This is a genomic window from Cellulosimicrobium sp. PMB13, from assembly GCF_051294865.1.
In the GTDB taxonomy this organism is placed as follows: Bacteria; Actinomycetota; Actinomycetes; order Actinomycetales; family Cellulomonadaceae; genus Cellulosimicrobium.
The window spans coordinates 1,519,164-1,536,764 of the sequence record NZ_CP145910.1 but is presented as its reverse complement, the minus strand read 5'-3'; the positions used below and the strand labels follow the sequence as shown (position 1 = coordinate 1,536,764).

The following is a 17,601-nucleotide window of genomic DNA, read 5'->3' as shown; positions in this document are numbered from 1 at the left end:
GCGCGCAGAGGCGCCCCGGCCGCCGGCGACGTGGCGTCGCGGCGGCCGGGGCGTTGCCCCGACGGGGAGGCGGTGTCAGCCGAAGATGCGCGGGAGCGTCTCGCGGAACGCGGCGTCGGCCTCGGCGAGCGCGATGGTGAACAGTCCCTCGACCTCGAGCGCCTCGCCGGAGTCCGCCGCGACCGTCGGCTCGGTGCCCGTCTCGCCGATCTTCACGACGGGCACGCCGCGCGCGACGCACGCGTCGACGAGCTTGCTCTCCTCACCCCGGGGGACCGCCACGAGCGCGCGGGCCGTCGACTCGGAGAACAGCGCCTCGAACGGCGTCACGCCGTCGCGCTCGGTGATCGCCGCGAGCGACACGGTCGCACCGACGCCGAACCGCAGCGAGGCCTCGAGCAGGCCCTGGACGAGACCGCCCTCGGACAGGTCGTGCGCGGCGGAGACGAGGTCGTCGCGGCTCGCGTTGACGAGGACACCGGCAAGCGCCTTCTCGGCCGCGAGGTCCACCCGCGGGGGCAGGCCGCCGAGGTGTGCGTGCTCGACGTCGGCCCACGCCGAGCCGTCGAGCTCGCCGCGCGTGGTGCCGAGCAGGTAGATGCTCTCCCCCGCCTCGCGCCAGCCGGACGGCGTGGCGTGCGCGACATCGTCCAGCACGCCGAGGACGCCGACGACCGGCGTGGGGTGGATCGAGGAGTCGATCTGGCCGGGCTCGCCCGTGCCGTTGTAGAGCGAGACGTTGCCGCCGGTCACCGGGACGCCGAGCTCGCGGCACGCGTCCGCGAGGCCCTCGATCGCCTCGACGAGCTGCCACATCGAGTCCGGGTCCTCGGGTGAGCCGAAGTTGAGGCAGTCGGTCACGGCGAGCGGGCGGGCGCCCGTCGTCGCGACGTTGCGGTACGCCTCGGCGAGCGCGAGCTGCGCGCCCGTGCGCGGGTCGAGCTTGGCGTAGCGGCCGTTCGCGTCGGTCGCGAGCGCGACCCCGAGGCCCGTGGACTCGTCGACGCGGATCACGCCCGAGTCGTCGGGCTGCGCGAGCGCGGTGTTGCCCTGGACGAACCGGTCGTACTGGTTGGTCACCCACTCCTTCGACGCGAGGTTCGGCGAGGTGAGCAGGCGCAGCGCCGTGGCGCGCAGCTCGTCGCCGGACTCCGGCCGCGCGAGCCGTGCGGCGCCGTCGGGACCCGAGACCGTGTCGGCGTTGAGGCCGTCCTGCCACGACGGGCGCGCGTACGGGCGGTGGTACACCGGGCCCTCGTGCGCGACGGTCTTCGGGTCGACGTCGACGATGCGCTGCCCGTGGTGGTCGATGGTCAGGCGGCCGGAGCCGTTGACCTCGCCGATGACGGCCGTCTCGACGTCCCACTTGCCCGTGATCGCGAGGAACTCGTCCAGCTTGTCGGGCGCGACGACCGCCATCATGCGCTCCTGCGACTCCGACATGAGGATCTCGCCCGCGTTGAGCGTCGGGTCGCGCAGCAGGACGTCGTCGAGCCACACGTGCATACCGCCGTCGCCGTTGGAGGCGAGCTCCGACGTCGCGCACGAGATGCCCGCGGCACCGAGGTCCTGGATGCCCTCGACGACCTTCGCCGCGTAGAGCTCGAGGCAGCACTCGATGAGGACCTTCTCCATGAACGGGTCGCCCACCTGGACGCTCGGGCGCTTCGCGGGGACGCCGTCCTCGAACGTCTCGGACGCGAGGATCGACGCGCCACCGATGCCGTCGCCGCCCGTGCGCGCGCCGAAGAGGATGACCTTGTTGCCCGTGCCGGACGCGTTGGCGAGGTGGATGTCCTCGTGGCGCAGCACGCCGAGGCACAGCGCGTTGACCAGCGGGTTGCCCTGGTAGGAGCTGTCGAACACGAGCTCGCCGCCGATGTTCGGCAGGCCGAGCGAGTTGCCGTAGCCGCCGACGCCGCTCACCACGCCGTGCACGACGCGCGCCGTGTCCGGGTGGTCGACGGCGCCGAAGCGGAGCTGGTCCATGACGGCGACCGGGCGCGCGCCCATCGAGATGATGTCGCGCACGATGCCGCCGACGCCCGTCGCGGCGCCCTGGTAGGGCTCGACGAACGACGGGTGGTTGTGCGACTCGACCTTGAACGTCACGGCCCAGCCGTCGCCGATGTCGACGACGCCCGCGTTCTCGCCGATACCGACGAGCAGGTGCTTCTTCATCTCGTCCGTCGTGGCCTTGCCGAACGTCGACAGGTGCACCTTGGACGACTTGTAGGAGCAGTGCTCGGACCACATGACGGAGTACATCGCGAGCTCGGCGGCCGTCGGGCGACGCCCGAGGATGTCGCGGATGCGCTGGTACTCGTCGGGCTTGAGGCCGAGCTCGGCGTACGGCTGGACCTCGTCAGGGGTCTCGGCGGCATGCTCGACGGTGTCAAGAGCGGGGCGTGCAGAAGCCTGGGATGCGGGGGCGGTCATCGGTTCCCTCGGGTGGGCGCTGGCGGGGAGCGCACGACGGCGCGCGCCCAGTCTACCGGCGGGCCGCCTCGCCGTCGGCGCGGCCGGTCCGCGAGACGCGGCGCACGACCGGCCGCGGGACGGGTCGCGAGACCGGCGCTCCGCGGGCAGTGACGGTCGTGTAGTCTCACGGGCATACCGCGCGGTCGGTACGGAACTCTGGACGACGTCGTCAAGGAGGTGCGAGCGATGGAGATCGTCGGCGCCGTGCTCGAACGGACCGGCGCCCCGGCGCCCTTCGCCACCTCGCGCCCGCTGCGCCTGACGACGCTCGAGCTGGACCCGCCCGGGCCGGGCGAGCTCCTCGTGCGGATCGAGGCCGCCGGGCTGTGCCACTCCGACCTGTCCGTCGTGGACGGCAACCGCCCGCGGCCCGTCCCGATGCTGCTCGGCCACGAGGCGGCGGGCGTCGTCGAGGAGACCGGGCGCGACGTCGTCGACGTCCGGCCCGGGGACCGCGTCGTCATGACGTTCCTCCCGCGCTGCGGCGCATGCCCCGAGTGCGCGACCGACGGGCGCCTGCCGTGCCGCACGGGCAGCGCCGCGAACGCCGCCGGGACGCTCGTCGGCGGCGCGCGCCGCCTGCACCGCGACGGCGTCCCGGTCCACCACCACCTCGGCGTCTCCGCGTTCGCGACGCACGCCGTCGTGAGCCGTACGTCCGTCGTCCCGGTGGACGACGACGTCCCGCCCGACGTCGCGGCCCTCCTGGGCTGCGCGGTGCTCACCGGGGGTGGCGCGGTGCTCAACGCGGGGCGCCCGCGGCCAGGCGAGCCGGTGCTCGTCGTCGGCCTGGGCGGCGTCGGCATGGCCGCGCTGCTCGTCGCGCGGGCCCTGGGGCACGAGGTGATCGGCGTCGACGCGGTCGAGGACAAGCTCGCCACGGCCCGCGCGCTCGGCGCGTCCGCCGTGCACACGCCGGCGTCGCTGACCGAGTCGGGGACCCGGGCCCCCGTCGTCGTCGAGGCCGCGGGCAGCGCCCGCGCGTTCGAGACCGCGTTCGCCGCGACCGCACCGGGCGGCACGACCGTGACCGTGGGCCTGCCCGGCCCCGACGCCCGGTCGTCGGTCTCCCCGCTCACGCTCACCGCGGAGGCGCGCACCGTCGTCGGGAGCTACCTCGGCTCGGCCGTGCCCGCGCGCGACATCCCGCGCTACGTGCAGTTCTGGCGCGACGGCGTGCTCCCGCTGGAGCGTCTCGTGTCCGCGCACGTGGCCCTCGACGACCTCTGCTCCGCGATGGACCGCCTGGCGACCGGCGCGGAGCTGCGCCAGCTCGTCCGACCGAACGAAGGGACACCCCGATGACCGAGACCCCCACCGAGCAGGGCACCGGCCGACCACCCCGCACCGCGATCGTCACCGGCGGCGCGCGCGGCATCGGCGCCGCGATCGCCCGGCGGCTCGCCGCCGACGGCCTGCGCGTCGCCGTCGTCGACCTGCGCGAGGAACAGGCCGCCGAGACCGCGAAGGGCATCGAGGACGACGGCGGCCGTGCCCTCGCGATCGGCGCGGACGTCGCGGACGCGGCGGCCGTCGAGACCGCCGTCGCGCGCGTCGTCGACGAGCTCGGCGCTCCGACCGTCCTGGTGAACAACGCCGGCATCCTGCGCGACAACCTGCTGTTCAAGATGTCCGACGACGACTGGGACGCCGTCCTCGGCGTCCACCTGCGCGGCGCGTTCCTCATGACCCGGGCCGTGCAGCGCCATCAGGTCGAGGCACGCTGGGGGCGGGTCGTGAACCTGTCCAGCACGTCCGCGCTCGGCAACCGGGGGCAGGCGAACTACTCCGCCGCGAAGGCCGGGATGCAGGGGTTCACCAAGACGCTCGCGATCGAGCTCGGCCCGTTCGGGGTGACCGCGAACGCGATCGCCCCCGGGTTCGTCGCCACGGACATGGTCCGCGAGACGGCCGCGCGCGTCGGGATGGGGTTCGAGGAGTTCTGCGAGCTCGCCGCCCAGGAGATCCCGGTGCGGCGCGTCGGGCAGCCCGAGGACATCGCGGCGCTCGCGTCGTTCCTGTGCTCGGAGGAGGCCGGGTTCGTCTCGGGCCAGGTCGTCTACGCGGCGGGAGGTCCGCGCGCATGAGCACCGCGTCCACCGGCCCGACGCCGGCCCCGCCGACCCCGCAGACCGACACCGCGATCCGGGTGGCGTCGGTCGCCGACCTGCCGTCCGCCGTCGGGCGCTCGGCCACGTCCGAGCGGTGGGTCGTCGTCGACCAGGCGCGCATCGACGCGTTCGCGGACGTCACGGAGGACCACCAGTGGATCCACGTCGACCCGGAGCGCGCCGCAGCCGGGCCGTTCGGCGCGCCCGTCGCGCACGGCTACCTCACGCTCTCGCTCCTGCCGGTCCTCACCGCGGGCCTGCTGGACGTCGGCGGCGTCGCGATGCACGTCAACTACGGCCTCGACTCCGTGCGCTTCCTCACCCCGGTCCGCGCCGGGTCGCGCGTGCGTGCGACGTCGACCGTCACGGGGGTGGACGACTCCCCGCGCGGGGCCCGCGTCCGCATCCGCGTGAGCGTCGAGGTCGAGGGCGCAGAGAGCTCCGACAAGCCCGCGCTCGTCGCCGACACCGTCGTCCTCGTCGTCCCGGCCTGACCGGCCGGGCCACCCATCGGCGCGGGCGGTCACGAACGGCGAGCGCCACGAGGCCCGTCCCGCAGCACGCGGGGTGGGCCTCCCGTCAGCCTCCGCGTGTCGTCACCCTCGGGCGCCACGGCCGAGGACCCCGACGAGCACGCCCCAGACCAGCCGGTCGAACCGCGCGTCGAGGTCCGGCGGCTCCGGCGGGGTGACGGGCGACGCCGCGCCGAGCGCGGCCGCGATGCTCGGGTGCTCGCCGTCGCCGGCGACGGCGACGAGACGAGCAGCGAGCTCTGCGTCGGCACCCCGCCGCACCTCCGCGTCGACGAGAGAGCGGACGACGGTGTTGACGATCGCGAAGGCCTCGAGCTTCGTGGGACCCGGCACCTCGACGCGCGCGAGCGCTGCGAGCGCACGCTCGGCGTACGCCATCGACCGCGGCCCCGTCCCGACCCTGCTCCCGAGCGCGTCGAGGAGCCACGACCGGCGGAGCAGCAGTGCCCGCACCCGTCGGGCGAGCTCCACGACAGCGTCGACGCCATCGCCGTCCAGCGTGAGGTCCAGGTCGGCGAACGCCTCGTCGACCATGAGGTCGACGAGCTCGGCCCGCCCCGTGACGTAGCGGTACAGCGATGCCGGCGCCGTTCCCGCCGCCGCGGCCGCGGACCGCATCGTCACGCCGTCCAGCCCGTCGGCGTCCGCGACGCCACCTGCCGCACGGCCGAGACCTTCACGGGTCAGAGCGGGCGCCGGGCCCCGCGCGCCCCGTTCCGGACGGTCCCACACAGTCGGCGCCACGACACTCTCCGTCCTGCTAGCCTCACTGCGAACAATAATCGCAGTTTATGGGAGATCGGCATGGTCGGCAACGCGCAGTGGACACCCACCCGGTACGCGCACAACGGGCAGGTGCGGATCGCCTACGACACGTTCGTCGGTAGCTCCGGCGACCCGCTGGTGCTCGTCATGGGGCTCGGGACGTCGAGGTTCTGGTGGCCGGACGGCCTGTGCGCAGCCCTGGCCGACGTCGGCTTCCAGGTGCTCCGCTACGACCAGCGTGACGCCGGCGAGTCGACGCGCATGCCGGAGGTGCGGACCACGAACCCGTTCGTGGCGCTCACCCGCGGCACGGGCGAGGCCTACACCGCGGAGGACATGGTGGACGACGCCGTCGCCGTGCTCGACGCCGCCGCCATCCCTGGCGCGTTCGTCGCCGGGCACTCGATGGGAGGCCTCCTCGCGCAGCGGCTCGCGATCCGGCACCCGGACCGGGTGCTCGGGCTGGTCTCCGGGGGCGCCGTCCCCTCCGACGCCTCCGGCCTCACCACCTGGCGGCACCTGCGGCTGCGCACGATGGTCCGCCTCGCCCGGACGACGTTCCCCGCAGGGCGACAGGGCGACATCGACGCCTCGGTCGCCCTGGCTCGGCTCATCGCCTCGTCCACCTACCCGGCCGACGAGGACGCCGTCCGCACCTGGGCGCAGCGCGAGGCCGACAGCGGACCTCGCGACGCGAAGGCCCAGAGCCGTCAGATCGGCGCGTCCTGGAGCGGCGGGCGCCTCGCCGACGTCGTCGCGCCGACCCTCGTCGTCCACGGCGAGGAGGACCCCCTCGTCAAGCCGAGCGCCGCGCGCGCGATCGCCGGCGCGATCCCCGGGGCGCGCGTGCGGATCCTCCGCGGCGTCGGTCACGATCTCCCCGCGCCGTCGTGGGCCGTGTACGCGCGGGAGGTCCGGGCGCTCGCCGACCGGACCCGGGCGGCGAGCGCCTGACTCGTCAGGGCACGCGCTCGAGCACCATCGCCATGCCCTGCCCGCCGCCGACGCACATCGTCTCCAGCCCGTAGCGCCCGCCGGTCTCCGCGAGTCCGTGGACCAACGTCGACGTGATGCGCGCGCCCGTCATGCCGAACGGGTGCCCGACGGCGATCGCGCCGCCGTGGACGTTGAGGCGGTCCAGGTCGACCCCGAGCTCCTTGGCGCTCGGCAGGACCTGCGCGGCGAACGCCTCGTTGATCTCGACGAGGTCCATCTGGTCGATCGTCAGCCCGGCGCGCTCGAGCGCCTGCCGGCTCGCCTCGACGGGACCGAGGCCCATGATCTCGGGCGACAGCCCGCTGACGCCGGTCGACACGATGCGCGCGAGCGGCTGCAGGCCGAGCTCGTCGACCACGCGGCCGCTCACCACGACGACCGCCGCGGCGCCGTCGTTGAGCGGGCAGCAGTTGCCGGCCGTGACGGTCCCGTCGGGGCGGAACACCGGGTCCAGGCCCGGGAGGGACTCGACGGTCACACCCGGGCGAGGGCCGTCGTCGGCCGTCACGCGCGTGCCGTCCGGGAGGGTGACGGGCGTGATGTCGCGCGACCAGAACCCGCTCGCGAGCGCCGCCTGCGCGCGCTGCTGGCTCAGCGCGGCGTACTCGTCCTGCTCGCGGCGGGACGTGCCGGTGAGCTGGGCGACGTTCTCCGCCGTCTGGCCCATCGCGACGTACACGTCGGGGAGCTCCCCGGCGAGGCGCGGGTCGGTCCAGCCGTCGGCGCCGGCCTCGGCGCGGCGGGCCGTGCGCCCGACGGCGGCCGCGAACCGGGGGTTGGTGAGGTCCTCCCCGGGGATGTGGTCGGCCGTGCCGCGCGCGGTGCTGCTCACGGACTCCACGCCCGCCGAGACGAACACGTCGCCCTCGCCCGCGCGGATCGCGTGGAACGCCATGCGCGTGGTCTGCAGGCTCGACGAGCAGTACCGGTTGACGGTCGTGCCGGGCACGCCGTCCAGGCCCAGGAGCACGGCGACGACGCGGGCCATGTTCATGCCCTGCTCCCCGCCCGGCTGCCCGCACCCGAGCAGCAGGTCCTCGACCCGACCGGGGTCGAGCGTGGGCACCTGCGCGAGCGCGGCCCGGACCATCTCGGCGGCGAGGTCGTCCGGGCGCACCCCCCGCAGCGACCCCTTGAACGCGCGCCCGATGGGCGAGCGGGCGACGGCGACGACGTAGGCCTCCTGCACGGTGGCCTCCTTCCGATGGTGGGTTCTCCTGGGTTGTCACGAGTACTGGACGGCTCAGACGAAGGCCTGGATCCCGGTGATCGCGCGCCCGACGATGAGCGTGTTCATGTCCCGCGTGCCCTCGTAGGTGTAGACGGCCTCGGCGTCGGCGAAGTAGCGCGCGACGCCGTGGTCGAGCTGGATCCCGTTGCCGCCGACGACCTCGCGGCAGCGCGCGACGGTCGCGCGCATGCGCGTGGTCGCGAACGACTTGGCGAGCGCGGCGTGCTCGTCGCGCTGGTTGCCCTCCTCGGCGAGGAGCGAGAGCCGGCGGCAGAGCGCGATGCTCGCCGTGATGTCGGCGAGGGACTCCGCGAGCTTGTCCTGCACGAGCTGGAACGACCCGAGCGGGCGCCCGAACTGCTCGCGCGACGCCACGTACGCGACCGCGGCCTCGTACGCGCCGACGGCGAGCCCGACCGCCTGCCACGCGACCTCCGCGCGCGTGGGCCGCAGGACCGCCGCGACGTCCCGGAACGAGGAGACCCGCTGGAGCCGGTCCTCCTCGGCGACCTCGACGCCGTCGAGCACGATGTCGGCGTTCTGCACGGTGCGCAACGCCTGCTTGCGCTCGATCTTCGTGACGGTCAGGCCGGGGGTTCCCGTGCGGACCAGGAAGCCCTTGACCTGGTCGTCGGCGACGTCCTTGGCCCACACGACGATCACGTCGGCGAACGTCGCGTTCCCGATCCAGCGCTTGGCCCCGCGCAGGGTCCACGTGTCGCCGTGGCGCTCGGCCGTCGTGCGCAGGCCGCGCGAGGTGTCCGACCCGGAGTACGGCTCCGTGAGCCCGAACGCGCCCATCAGCTCGCCGCGGCCCATCGGCGGGAGCCACTGCTCGCGCTGCTCGGGCGACCCGCCGCCGGCGATCGCGGTCATCGTGAGGCCGGTCTGGACGCCCACGAACGTCGCGATCGACGGGTCGACCCGCGCGAGCTCGAGCGCGACCCAGCCGCGATAGAGCATCCCGTTCTCGAACCGCGCGGTCTCGGGCAGGTGTGCCCCGAACAGACCGAGGTCGGCGAGCCCCGGGATCAGGTGGTGGGGGAACTCGGCGCGGTCCCAGCAGTCGTCCGCGATGGGCCGGACTTCGCGCTCGAGGAACTCGCGGATGCGCAGGACCTGGTCCTGCTCTGCGGGCGCGAGCTCGGTCTGCACCCCGTAGAAGTCGCTCGCGAGCGTCGCGGGCGGTGCCGCGGTGGTCGTGGACATGCGTGCCTCCGGTGGATCGTCGATGATCTCCTCGCGGCCAGTGTGCATCAAAATCCAAAATGTTGCACGCACCGGTTCTCGCGGCGGTAGAGTGCCCGGCATGGCAGGTGACGACGACGCCCCCGGCACGACGACGGGTCCGGCCACGACCGCGACGGCCCCGGCGCCCGGTGTGCCGCAGGCCGATGACCGGCTCGGGCACGTGGGGACCGCTGCCGCGCCGTCGTGGCTGTCGGAGCGCCTCGTCTCGGGCACGCACGCCGACACGGTCACGGCGTTCCGGCGCGCGCGCGAGACGTTCATCGCGGGCGAGCGGATCGACATGGGTCGGCTCGCGACGTCGCTCGGCGTGGACCGCACGAGCCTGTTCCGGTGGGTCGGCAACCGCGACGCGCTGCTCTCCGAGGTGCTGTGGTCCCTCGCGGTCCCCACGCTCGAGCAGGCCGACGAGGCGGCCTCCGGGATGCGCGGCGCCGAGCGCGTGGCGTCGGTCCTCACGACCTTCGTCACCGACCTCATCACCGCCGGCTACTTCCGCACGTTCCTCCAGCGCGAGCCCGCCCGCGCCCTGCGCCTGCTGACGACCAAGGAGAGCCAGATCCAGCGACGCTACGTCGCCGAGGTCGAGGCGCTCGTCGACGCCGAGCTCGGGCCGCGACCGCTCGGCCGCGACGTCGCCCCGCGCGAGATCGCGTACCTGCTCGTCCGCATCAGCGAGTCGTTCACGTACGCCGACCTCATCGCGGGCGACGTACCGAGCGCCACGCGCGCCCGGACCGCCTTCGAGCTCGTGCTGCACCTCGACCGACCCGACCCCGCGACGTCGTGACGCCCGCCCCGCCGGTCTACGGCCACCGCTCGCCGTTCCCCACGCGGTGGAACGACGACGACGTGTACGGCCACGTGAACAACACCGTCTACTACGAGGCGATGGACACCGCGATCAACACGTGGCTCGTGCGCGTCGCGGGCCTGGACCGCCTGGCCGGCCCCGCGATCGGGCTGTGCGTGAGCAGCTCGTGCGAGTACCGCGCGTCGGCGTCGTTCCCCGATCCGCTCGAGGTGGGCCTGCGGGCCGGGCGGCTCGGGACGTCGAGCGTCACCTGGGAGCTGGGCATCCTGCACGCGGGCGAGGACGTGCCGATCGCCGAGGGCCGGTTCGTGCACGTCTTCGTGGACCGGGAGACGCGCCGCCCGACGCCCGTCCCGGCGACCATCCGGGCCGCGATCGAGCGCGACCTCCTCGCCCCCACGGCCTGAGTGCTGGGTATGTGTCGTCGAGAGTGCGCACCGACGACACATCCCCAGCACTCAACGGTCACCCGGACCCGCGCCATACCGACCGCGCGGTATGATCGTCCGGAGCCGGTCGATCCGGCGTCCCGACGACGCGCGACGCAGCGCGGAGAGGTGGTCGACGATGACCCGTCCGACGGCGAGCCCGCCCGGGCTCGACGTGCACCGGCTCGACCAGTGGTTGCGCCGGACGCACCCCGAGCTCGCCACGCAGGACCCGCTGTCCGCGAGCGTCATCGCCGGGGGCCGCAGCAACCTCACGTACCGCGTCGACGGGGCGTCCGTCCCGCTCGTGCTGCGCCGGCCACCGCTGGGCCACGTCCTCTCCACGGCGCACGACATGGCACGCGAGCACCGGGTCATCGCGGCCCTGCAGGGGACGCCCGTCCCGGTACCGCGCGTCGTCGACCTCGTGGACGACCACGACGGCGGGGCCGGTACCGGGACGCCGTTCTTCCTCATGGAACACGTCGCCGGCGAGGTGCTCGCGAACCCGGTCCAGAACGCCGCCTACTCCGCGGCCGAGCTGCGCGCGCTCTCCCTCGAGCTCGCCGAGACCCTGGCCGAGCTGCACCGGGTGGACCCGGCCGCCGTCGGGCTCGGGGACTTCGGCCGGCCGGACGGCTACCTCGAGCGGCAGCTGCGCCGGTGGGCCACGCAGCTCGACGCGTCACGCTCACGCGAGGTCCCGGCTCTCGACACGCTCGGCGCGCTCCTGCGCGAGCACGTCCCCACTCAGCAGGCGGCGGGCATCGTGCACGGCGACTTCCGGCTCGACAACGCCATCGTGGGCCGCGGGATCGGGGCCGGCGACGCCAACGGGGCCACCGTCGGGGTGCCGGACGGCGCCGCCGACGGGACCCCGCACGTGGCGGCGATCCTCGACTGGGAGATGGCGACGCTCGGGGACCCGACCGTCGACCTCGGGATGCTCGGGCTCTACTGGGACATCGGCGCGCTCGGCGAGGCCGCCGCGGGCGTCGCGACGAGCGCGGTCGACCTCGACGCCGGGTACCCCGCGTTCGACGAGCTCGTCGACGCCTACGAGGCGCGGCGCGGCCGTCCCGTCCCCGAGCTCTCCTGGTACCGCGCGTTCGGCGCGTACAAGCTCGGGGTCATCCTCGAGGGCGTCCACTTCCGGTACCGCGCGGGCGACACGGTGGGAGACGGCTTCGACGTCATCGGCGACCTCGTCGAGCCGCTCGCCGACGAAGGGCTCGCGCGCCTCGCGGGCGCACGGAGGGGATGAGCATGGACTTCGAGCCCGACGCCACGACGCGCGACGTCGTCGCCCGCACCCAGGCGTTCCTCGACGAGCGCGTGATTCCCGCCGAGCCCGTGCTCGCCCACCAGGTCGAGGCGACGCCCGACGACTGGTCGTTCCGGCCGGTCGTGCGCGAGCTCCAGGCCGAGGCGCGCGAGCGCGGCCTGTGGAACCTCTTCCTGCCAGGGCCGGACGGCGGCGGCCTCACGACGCTCCAGTACGCCCCGGTCGCCGAGCTCTCCGGCCGCAGCCCGCGGCTCGCGCCCGTCGCGATGAACTGCGCCGCGCCGGACACCGGCAACATGGAGCTCCTCCACGACTTCGGCACGCCGGAGCAGAAGGAGCGGTGGCTCGCCCCGCTCCTGCGCGGCGAGATCCGCTCGGCCTTCTGCATGACCGAGCCCGACGTCGCGTCGTCGGACGCGAGCCAGATCGCCACGCGGATCCGCCGGGACGGCGACCACTACGTGGTCACCGGCCGCAAGTGGTGGTCCACCGGGGCGATGAACCCCGACGCGACGATCTTCGTCGTCATGGGCGCCACGGACCCGGAGGCCGACCGGCACCGCCGGCAGAGCATGATCCTCGTGCCGCGCGACACCCCGGGCGTGCGGGTCGTGCGGCCGCTGACCGTGTTCGGCTACGACGACCGGGAGCACGGCGGGCACGCCGAGATCGTGCTCGACGACGTCCGGGTCCCGGCGAGCCACCTCGTCGCCGGGGAGGGCGACGGCTTCCGCATCGCCCAGGCGCGCCTGGGCCCGGGTCGCGTGCACCACTGCATGCGCGCGCTCGGCATGGCGGGGCGGGCGCTCGACCTCGTGCGCGAGCGCGCGACGTCGCGCACCGCGTTCGGCCGGACCCTCGCCCAGCAGGGCGTGATCCGGGAGTGGGTCGCGGAGTCGCGCGTCCAGCTCGAGGCGCTGCGCCTGCTCGTGCTCAAGACGGCGTGGCTCATGGACACCGTGGGCAACCGCGCCGCGATGCGCGAGATCCAGGCCATCAAGATCGCCGTGCCGCGCGCCGTCCAGCAGATCCTCGACCGCTCGATCCAGGTGTTCGGCGCGGCCGGCCTGTCCGGCGACCAGCCGCTCGCCGAGATGTTCGCCGCCGCGCGCGCGATGCGGCTCGCCGACGGACCCGACGAGGTCCACCTCGCGGCGCTCGGCCGGGCCGAGCTCGCCACCCCCGCACCGCCGACGCCGCCCGGGCGCCGGTGACCGTCGCACCACCCACACCCCCCACCGACACCGACGGGACCTCGACCGATGACCGCTCCTGGTGACCTCGACCTCTCCCCCACCGCTCCGGGTGCCGTGCCCGCCACGGCGGACGCCCCGTCGTCGGGCACGGCACCCGACCCCGTGCTCACGGGCCCCGGCTTCGGGACGCTGTCCATCGCCGCGATCCTCGCGGAGACGGCGCACCGCCGGCCCGACGCCACCGCGTTCTTCGTCGGCGACGCGTCCGTGACCTACGGCGACCTGTGGGCGCAGACCCGCGCGTACGCCGGCGCGCTCCTCGCGCGCGGGATCCGGCCCGGCGACCGCGTCGCGATGCTCGTGCCCAACGTGCCGGACTTCGCGCGCGTCTACTACGCGGCGCTGTCGATCGGCGCCGTCGTCGTCCCGATCCACCTGCTATTCAAGGCGGCGGAGATCGAGTTCGTGCTGCGCGACGCCGGGGCGAGCCTCCTCGTCGCGGGCGCGCCGTTCCTCGGCGAGGCCGGGCCGGCGGCCGCCGCGGGGGGCATCCCGACCGTGACCGTGCTGGTGCCCGACGCGCTGCGCGACCAGGTGCCGTTCCCGCGCCTCGAGGACGAGGCCGCGCAAGCCGAGCCGGTCCGCACGTACGCATCGGTCAACCCGCTCGCCGCCGCGACGATCCTCTACACGAGCGGGACGACAGGACGCCCCAAGGGCGCCGTCGGCTCGCACCTCGCGATGATCGAGCAGGTCCACGTCGCGCTGATCGACACGTTCGACCTGCGGTCGGACGACGTCGTGTTCGGCGGCCTGCCGTTCTTCCACACGTTCGGGCAGATGGCGGTGCTCAACATCGCGTTCCGCAAGGGCGCGGCGATCGTGCTGCTGCCGAAGTTCGACCCGGACGAGGCGCTCGCCCTCCTCGTGCGCCACCGTGCGACGGTGTTCACGGCCGTGCCGACGATGTTCGTCGGCATGGTCCAGGCCGCCGAGCGCAACCGCGACCGGCCCCCGCTGCGGTACGCCGTCTCCGGCGGCGCCGCTCTCCCCGTGCCCCTGCTCGAGGCGTTCTCGCGCGCGTTCGGCGCGGAGGTCCACGAGGGCTACGGGCTCACCGAGACGTCGCCCACCGCGGCGTTCAACCCCGTCGGCGAGCCGATCCGGCCCGGGACGGTCGGGCGCCCGCTCTGGGGCGTCGACGTGGAGATCGCCGACGCGGACGTCGACGACCGCGTCGACCTGCTCGGAGCGGGCGAGCTCGGCGAGATCGTCATCCGCGGCCACAACCTGTTCAAGGGCTACCTCGGCAACCCGGAGGCCAACGCGCAGACCGTCGTCGACGGCTGGTTCCGCACGGGCGACCTCGGCACCAAGGACGCCGACGACGTCGTGACGATCGTCGACCGCAAGAAGGACATGATCGTCCGCAACGGCTACAACGTGTACCCGAGCGAGGTCGAGGACGTCATGACCGGCCACCCCGCCGTCGCCCAGGCCGCGGTGTTCGGGCTCGCCGACGACACACACGGCCAGGAGGTCCACGCCGCCGTCGTGCTCATGCCGGGCCGCACCGCCGACCCGGCGGAGATCGTCGCGTTCACCAAGGAGCGCGTCGCCGCGTACAAGTACCCGCGGCACGTGCATCTCGTGGAGACACTGCCGCTCGGCGGCTCGGGCAAGGTGCTCAAGCGCGAGCTCGTGGCGTCGTTCGAGGCGGCCCGCTCCCCCGAGGGGGCATGACCGGGATGCGGCGATCGGCCGGTTGAACGTCGTCGGCCACGAGAACGTGCTCGCCCGCCGACGCGAGAGCGCGACCCAGCGCCTTCCGACGTACGCGCACCAGAAGGTCGCTCCGCCGGTGGCTGCGGTGACCCTGGCACACGTACGTCACTGTGACGACTGTCGCAAAACCCTGGTGGCTGTTCTGCGCCACCGAGGGTTGTCGGACACGAGTTCTGCGACACCTTTCTGTCGGCCTGTCGCGATGACCAGCGCGGTGTACGACAAACGGTCGGTTTTGCAACATCGGACAAGTGCCCCGGTATGTCCGACGGGTTCGTCAGAGTGCGGTGTGGCGCGTCTATCCTCGAGCGGGTTCTGGTCCCGGGGGTGAAAAGCGGCAACCCTCTCGGCGTGTCGCTGCTGCTCTGGGCGCGCGAGTTGTCTAGTTCTCCCGCTCAGCACTGTGCGAGCGCTTCTAGAGAGTGGGTTTCAATGACGAACCTGCGCTGGACGACACCCCTCGTCCTGCTCCTGGCAACTGCAATTGCAGCGCCTGCTTCTGCCTCGGCACCATCACCGGATGGCAGCGAGAGCGACCAGGTCACCGCGGCCGCGGCCTGCTTCCTCAAAGATCACGGGCCAACTCCTCAACACATCAGGCGGATACCTCAAGTACGCTCCCGTGTCGGTCAGCGTGCTGCCGCCCGAGAGCACCACCGGTGACCTCCAGTCCGTGCTCCTGGGCGAGACGACGACCGACGCGCTCGGCCGGTTCGAGCTCGTGCGGTGCAACGGTGCGATGCCCGTCTCCGACCTTGGCGACGGCTCCTACATGCTGGTCTTCACCGGCGGCGACGAGGCCAACTTCGTCTACACCGAGGCGATCATGAAGCAGCCGACCACCCTCGGTGCGGCCTGGACGCTCGCCGACGCCCCGCAGGCCTACACAGGCGGAACGGCTCCGCTGGAGTCCGTCAACGGTGGTGAGACGGAGGTAGGCACGGTCGGCATCGTTACGGAGGCGCACGCCGCGGGCGACGGAGCCGAGCTGGAGAATCCGGTGTACGAGGACGAGAACGGCAACCCGCAGGATCCGACGATCCTCGACGATCCGCCGTCGGGCATGATGAACACGATGGCGATCCCGACCTCGGTCTGTTCCGGCTCGGTCTCGTATACGGCAACGAACACCTACACGCGCGCGTGGGTCCCGATCCAGCGATTCAAGACTCGTACCCGGCTCGGCGCCTCCTTCGGCTGGAGCACGACCAAGGAGACGAGCCTCGGTGTGGCGATGACCGGGTCGAAGGGCAAGTACAACGTCGGGCTCTCGAAGTCGCTGACCAACAACACTGCGACCGGCATGAGCGTCAACGCGAATACGAACAGCGCCTTCCGCACTGATGTGGAGTGGCGCTACCGCGGCTACAAGGTCACGTGCTGGCCTGTGGGCTCCAACGCCCCGGTCGCCACAGGACAGATCGCGTGGCGCCCGTACAACTGGACTGGCGGTAACCGGAACGCCATCTCCCAGCCAACCTGGTCATGCGTGGCGAGCAGGACGGTCTCGCTCGCGAACGCCATCTGGGTCGCTCGTGACCGCACGGTCACGTGGTCAGGGAACTACTCCATCGGCGGCGTCTCTCTCTCGAACTCGCAGAGGACGAGCACCAGCGCCAAGCTGACGCTGATCCCGAAGGCAAGCGGTGCGAAGGCGTGTGGCAGCAACTCCACTCCGACGACCGCGGCTCAGGTGCAAGAGGCCCCATGATCCGTCACCACCGAAAGGTGGCCGTCGCGCTCGGCCTGGCACTCCTCCTCTCGGGGTGTCGGGCCGAGCCGTCCGCATCCGACGACTTCCGCCCGACAGAGCCTCACGGGTGGGCTGTCGAGGTCACGCCTGGCGAACCAGTGACCGACGGCCTAGAGGTGCTCTACCTCGACGTTCCCGGCGAGGCCACGATCACCGACATCTCGATCACCCCCGAGGACAGCGGTATCGAGATCGTCGGAGCGTCGATCCTCGGCCCGAAGGACCGCGAGATCGGTGCGACGCAGCTCGCCCCCGGCTTCCCGCCCGCACCGGCCGACGTCAGCGCGACCGTGGACACCTTCGACGACGCCTTCGGGTACACGGTGACGTACGAGGGCTCTCGGGCTCCAGCGGACGAACCCGAGGCGATCGAGGGCTACCAGCTCCTCATCGGGATCACAGCGGAGAAGCCCGGTCGCTTCGAACGGAAGACGATCGAGGTCACCTACGAGATGGACGGTGCGGAGAGGCGGTACTCGATCCCGGCAGAACTCGTCGTCTGCTCGGGTGCCCCGATCGACGAGAGCGGCTTCGACTGCGCCAACTGACTCGGCATCTGCTGCGAAACCCAACGTTTGTCGTGCGTCGCAAAACCAGGTTCTGCGACGCACGACAAACGGTCGGTTTAGCGGTGTCCGACAACCTGGCATGCATGGTCAAGGCATCGGAATGAACGGTCGATGGTTCCTTCGTCGCTGTCGATCAGAGGTTGGCCTGTGGGTGCGGTCTAGGTGGAGACTGCCAGACACTCGCTGATCGCATCCCAGCCGCTAGGTGCATGGGCGGTGACGTCTCCGCCTGCGTCGTAGGCAGCGCTGACCTGCTCTGGGGGCAGGCTCGTCTGGATCGTTGGACCACCACACCCACTGCCGATGAACGCGCCATCACGCTCGATCCACAGGCAGAAGGCGGCGCCGTTGTCGGGGGATTCGGTTAGGAAGAACGAGTACCCGTCCTGCTCATGGAGAAGTCGGG

At 72.9% G+C, this 17,601-nt stretch carries 15 protein-coding genes; 11 read left to right on the top strand and 4 right to left on the bottom strand.

From position 1 onward, the window contains the following. Window positions 1–75: 75 nt before the first annotated feature. A complete protein-coding gene (purL, locus tag V5D56_RS07140) occupies window positions 76–2,439 on the bottom strand; it encodes a phosphoribosylformylglycinamidine synthase subunit PurL (protein ID WP_435738354.1) in 2,364 nt (787 codons plus the stop codon). A gap of 228 nt (window positions 2,440–2,667) precedes the next feature. Here purL and V5D56_RS07135 point away from each other — a divergent pair, with 228 nt between their 5' ends. From V5D56_RS07135 to V5D56_RS07125, 3 genes are read left to right on the top strand one after another with little or no spacing between them, the layout of a single operon-like run. Continuing rightward, window positions 2,668–3,786, top strand: a complete 1,119-nt coding sequence (locus V5D56_RS07135; protein ID WP_435738353.1) for an alcohol dehydrogenase catalytic domain-containing protein — start codon at window positions 2,668–2,670, stop codon at window positions 3,784–3,786. Further along, window positions 3,783–4,568 carry a 3-oxoacyl-ACP reductase FabG gene (gene fabG / locus V5D56_RS07130; protein ID WP_435738352.1) on the top strand — a complete coding sequence of 262 codons (786 nt, stop codon included), beginning with the start codon at window positions 3,783–3,785 and terminating at the stop codon, window positions 4,566–4,568. Before V5D56_RS07135 ends, fabG begins: the two co-directional genes overlap by 4 nt. Continuing rightward, the gene (locus tag V5D56_RS07125) at window positions 4,565–5,086 is read left to right on the top strand and encodes a MaoC family dehydratase (RefSeq protein ID WP_435738351.1); all 522 of its coding nucleotides are present in this window, start codon (window positions 4,565–4,567) and stop codon (window positions 5,084–5,086) included. Before fabG ends, V5D56_RS07125 begins: the two co-directional genes overlap by 4 nt. 102 nt (window positions 5,087–5,188) lie before the next feature. On the opposite strand, the gene V5D56_RS07120 is transcribed toward V5D56_RS07125, so the two are convergent. After that, window positions 5,189–5,869, bottom strand: coding sequence for a TetR/AcrR family transcriptional regulator C-terminal domain-containing protein (locus tag V5D56_RS07120; RefSeq protein ID WP_435738350.1), 681 nt, complete (start codon window positions 5,867–5,869; stop codon window positions 5,189–5,191). Between the two features lie 60 nt (window positions 5,870–5,929). Here V5D56_RS07120 and V5D56_RS07115 point away from each other — a divergent pair, with 60 nt between their 5' ends. Beyond that, complete coding sequence (locus tag V5D56_RS07115; RefSeq protein WP_435738349.1) at window positions 5,930–6,844, top strand: alpha/beta fold hydrolase; 915 nt, start codon at window positions 5,930–5,932, stop codon at window positions 6,842–6,844. A gap of 4 nt (window positions 6,845–6,848) precedes the next feature. Here the strand turns inward: V5D56_RS07115 and V5D56_RS07110 are convergent, their stop codons facing one another. Continuing rightward, on the bottom strand, window positions 6,849–8,075 hold the full coding sequence (locus V5D56_RS07110; RefSeq protein ID WP_435738348.1) for an acetyl-CoA C-acetyltransferase: 1,227 nt from the start codon (window positions 8,073–8,075) through the stop codon (window positions 6,849–6,851). Window positions 8,076–8,129: 54 nt separating this feature from the next. Further along, complete coding sequence (locus tag V5D56_RS07105; RefSeq protein ID WP_435738347.1) at window positions 8,130–9,326, bottom strand: acyl-CoA dehydrogenase family protein; 1,197 nt, start codon at window positions 9,324–9,326, stop codon at window positions 8,130–8,132. Window positions 9,327–9,426: 100 nt separating this feature from the next. Between V5D56_RS07105 and V5D56_RS07100 the strand changes: the two genes are divergently transcribed. The 7 genes from V5D56_RS07100 (at window position 9,427) to V5D56_RS07070 (ending at window position 17,174) form a co-directional block, all read left to right on the top strand. Next, window positions 9,427–10,155 (top strand): QsdR family transcriptional regulator, encoded by a 729-nt coding sequence (locus tag V5D56_RS07100; RefSeq protein ID WP_435738346.1) that lies wholly within the window; start codon window positions 9,427–9,429, stop codon window positions 10,153–10,155. Continuing rightward, on the top strand, window positions 10,152–10,586 hold the full coding sequence (locus tag V5D56_RS07095; RefSeq protein WP_435738345.1) for an acyl-CoA thioesterase: 435 nt from the start codon (window positions 10,152–10,154) through the stop codon (window positions 10,584–10,586). The genes V5D56_RS07100 and V5D56_RS07095 overlap by 4 nt, the downstream gene beginning before the upstream one ends. A gap of 160 nt (window positions 10,587–10,746) precedes the next feature. Beyond that, a complete protein-coding gene (locus V5D56_RS07090; protein ID WP_435738344.1) occupies window positions 10,747–11,871 on the top strand; it encodes a phosphotransferase family protein in 1,125 nt (374 codons plus the stop codon). 2 nt (window positions 11,872–11,873) lie between these two features. Further along, on the top strand, window positions 11,874–13,106 hold the full coding sequence (locus V5D56_RS07085) for an acyl-CoA dehydrogenase family protein (protein WP_435738971.1): 1,233 nt from the start codon (window positions 11,874–11,876) through the stop codon (window positions 13,104–13,106). Between the two features lie 48 nt (window positions 13,107–13,154). Then, window positions 13,155–14,831, top strand: coding sequence for an AMP-binding protein (locus tag V5D56_RS07080; protein ID WP_435738343.1), 1,677 nt, complete (start codon window positions 13,155–13,157; stop codon window positions 14,829–14,831). A gap of 664 nt (window positions 14,832–15,495) precedes the next feature. Next, window positions 15,496–16,584, top strand: coding sequence for a hypothetical protein (locus V5D56_RS07075; protein WP_435738342.1), 1,089 nt, complete (start codon window positions 15,496–15,498; stop codon window positions 16,582–16,584). Then, window positions 16,530–17,174 carry a hypothetical protein gene (locus tag V5D56_RS07070; RefSeq protein ID WP_435738341.1) on the top strand — a complete coding sequence of 215 codons (645 nt, stop codon included), beginning with the start codon at window positions 16,530–16,532 and terminating at the stop codon, window positions 17,172–17,174. The genes V5D56_RS07075 and V5D56_RS07070 overlap by 55 nt, the downstream gene beginning before the upstream one ends. Window positions 17,175–17,601: the final 427 nt, after the last annotated feature.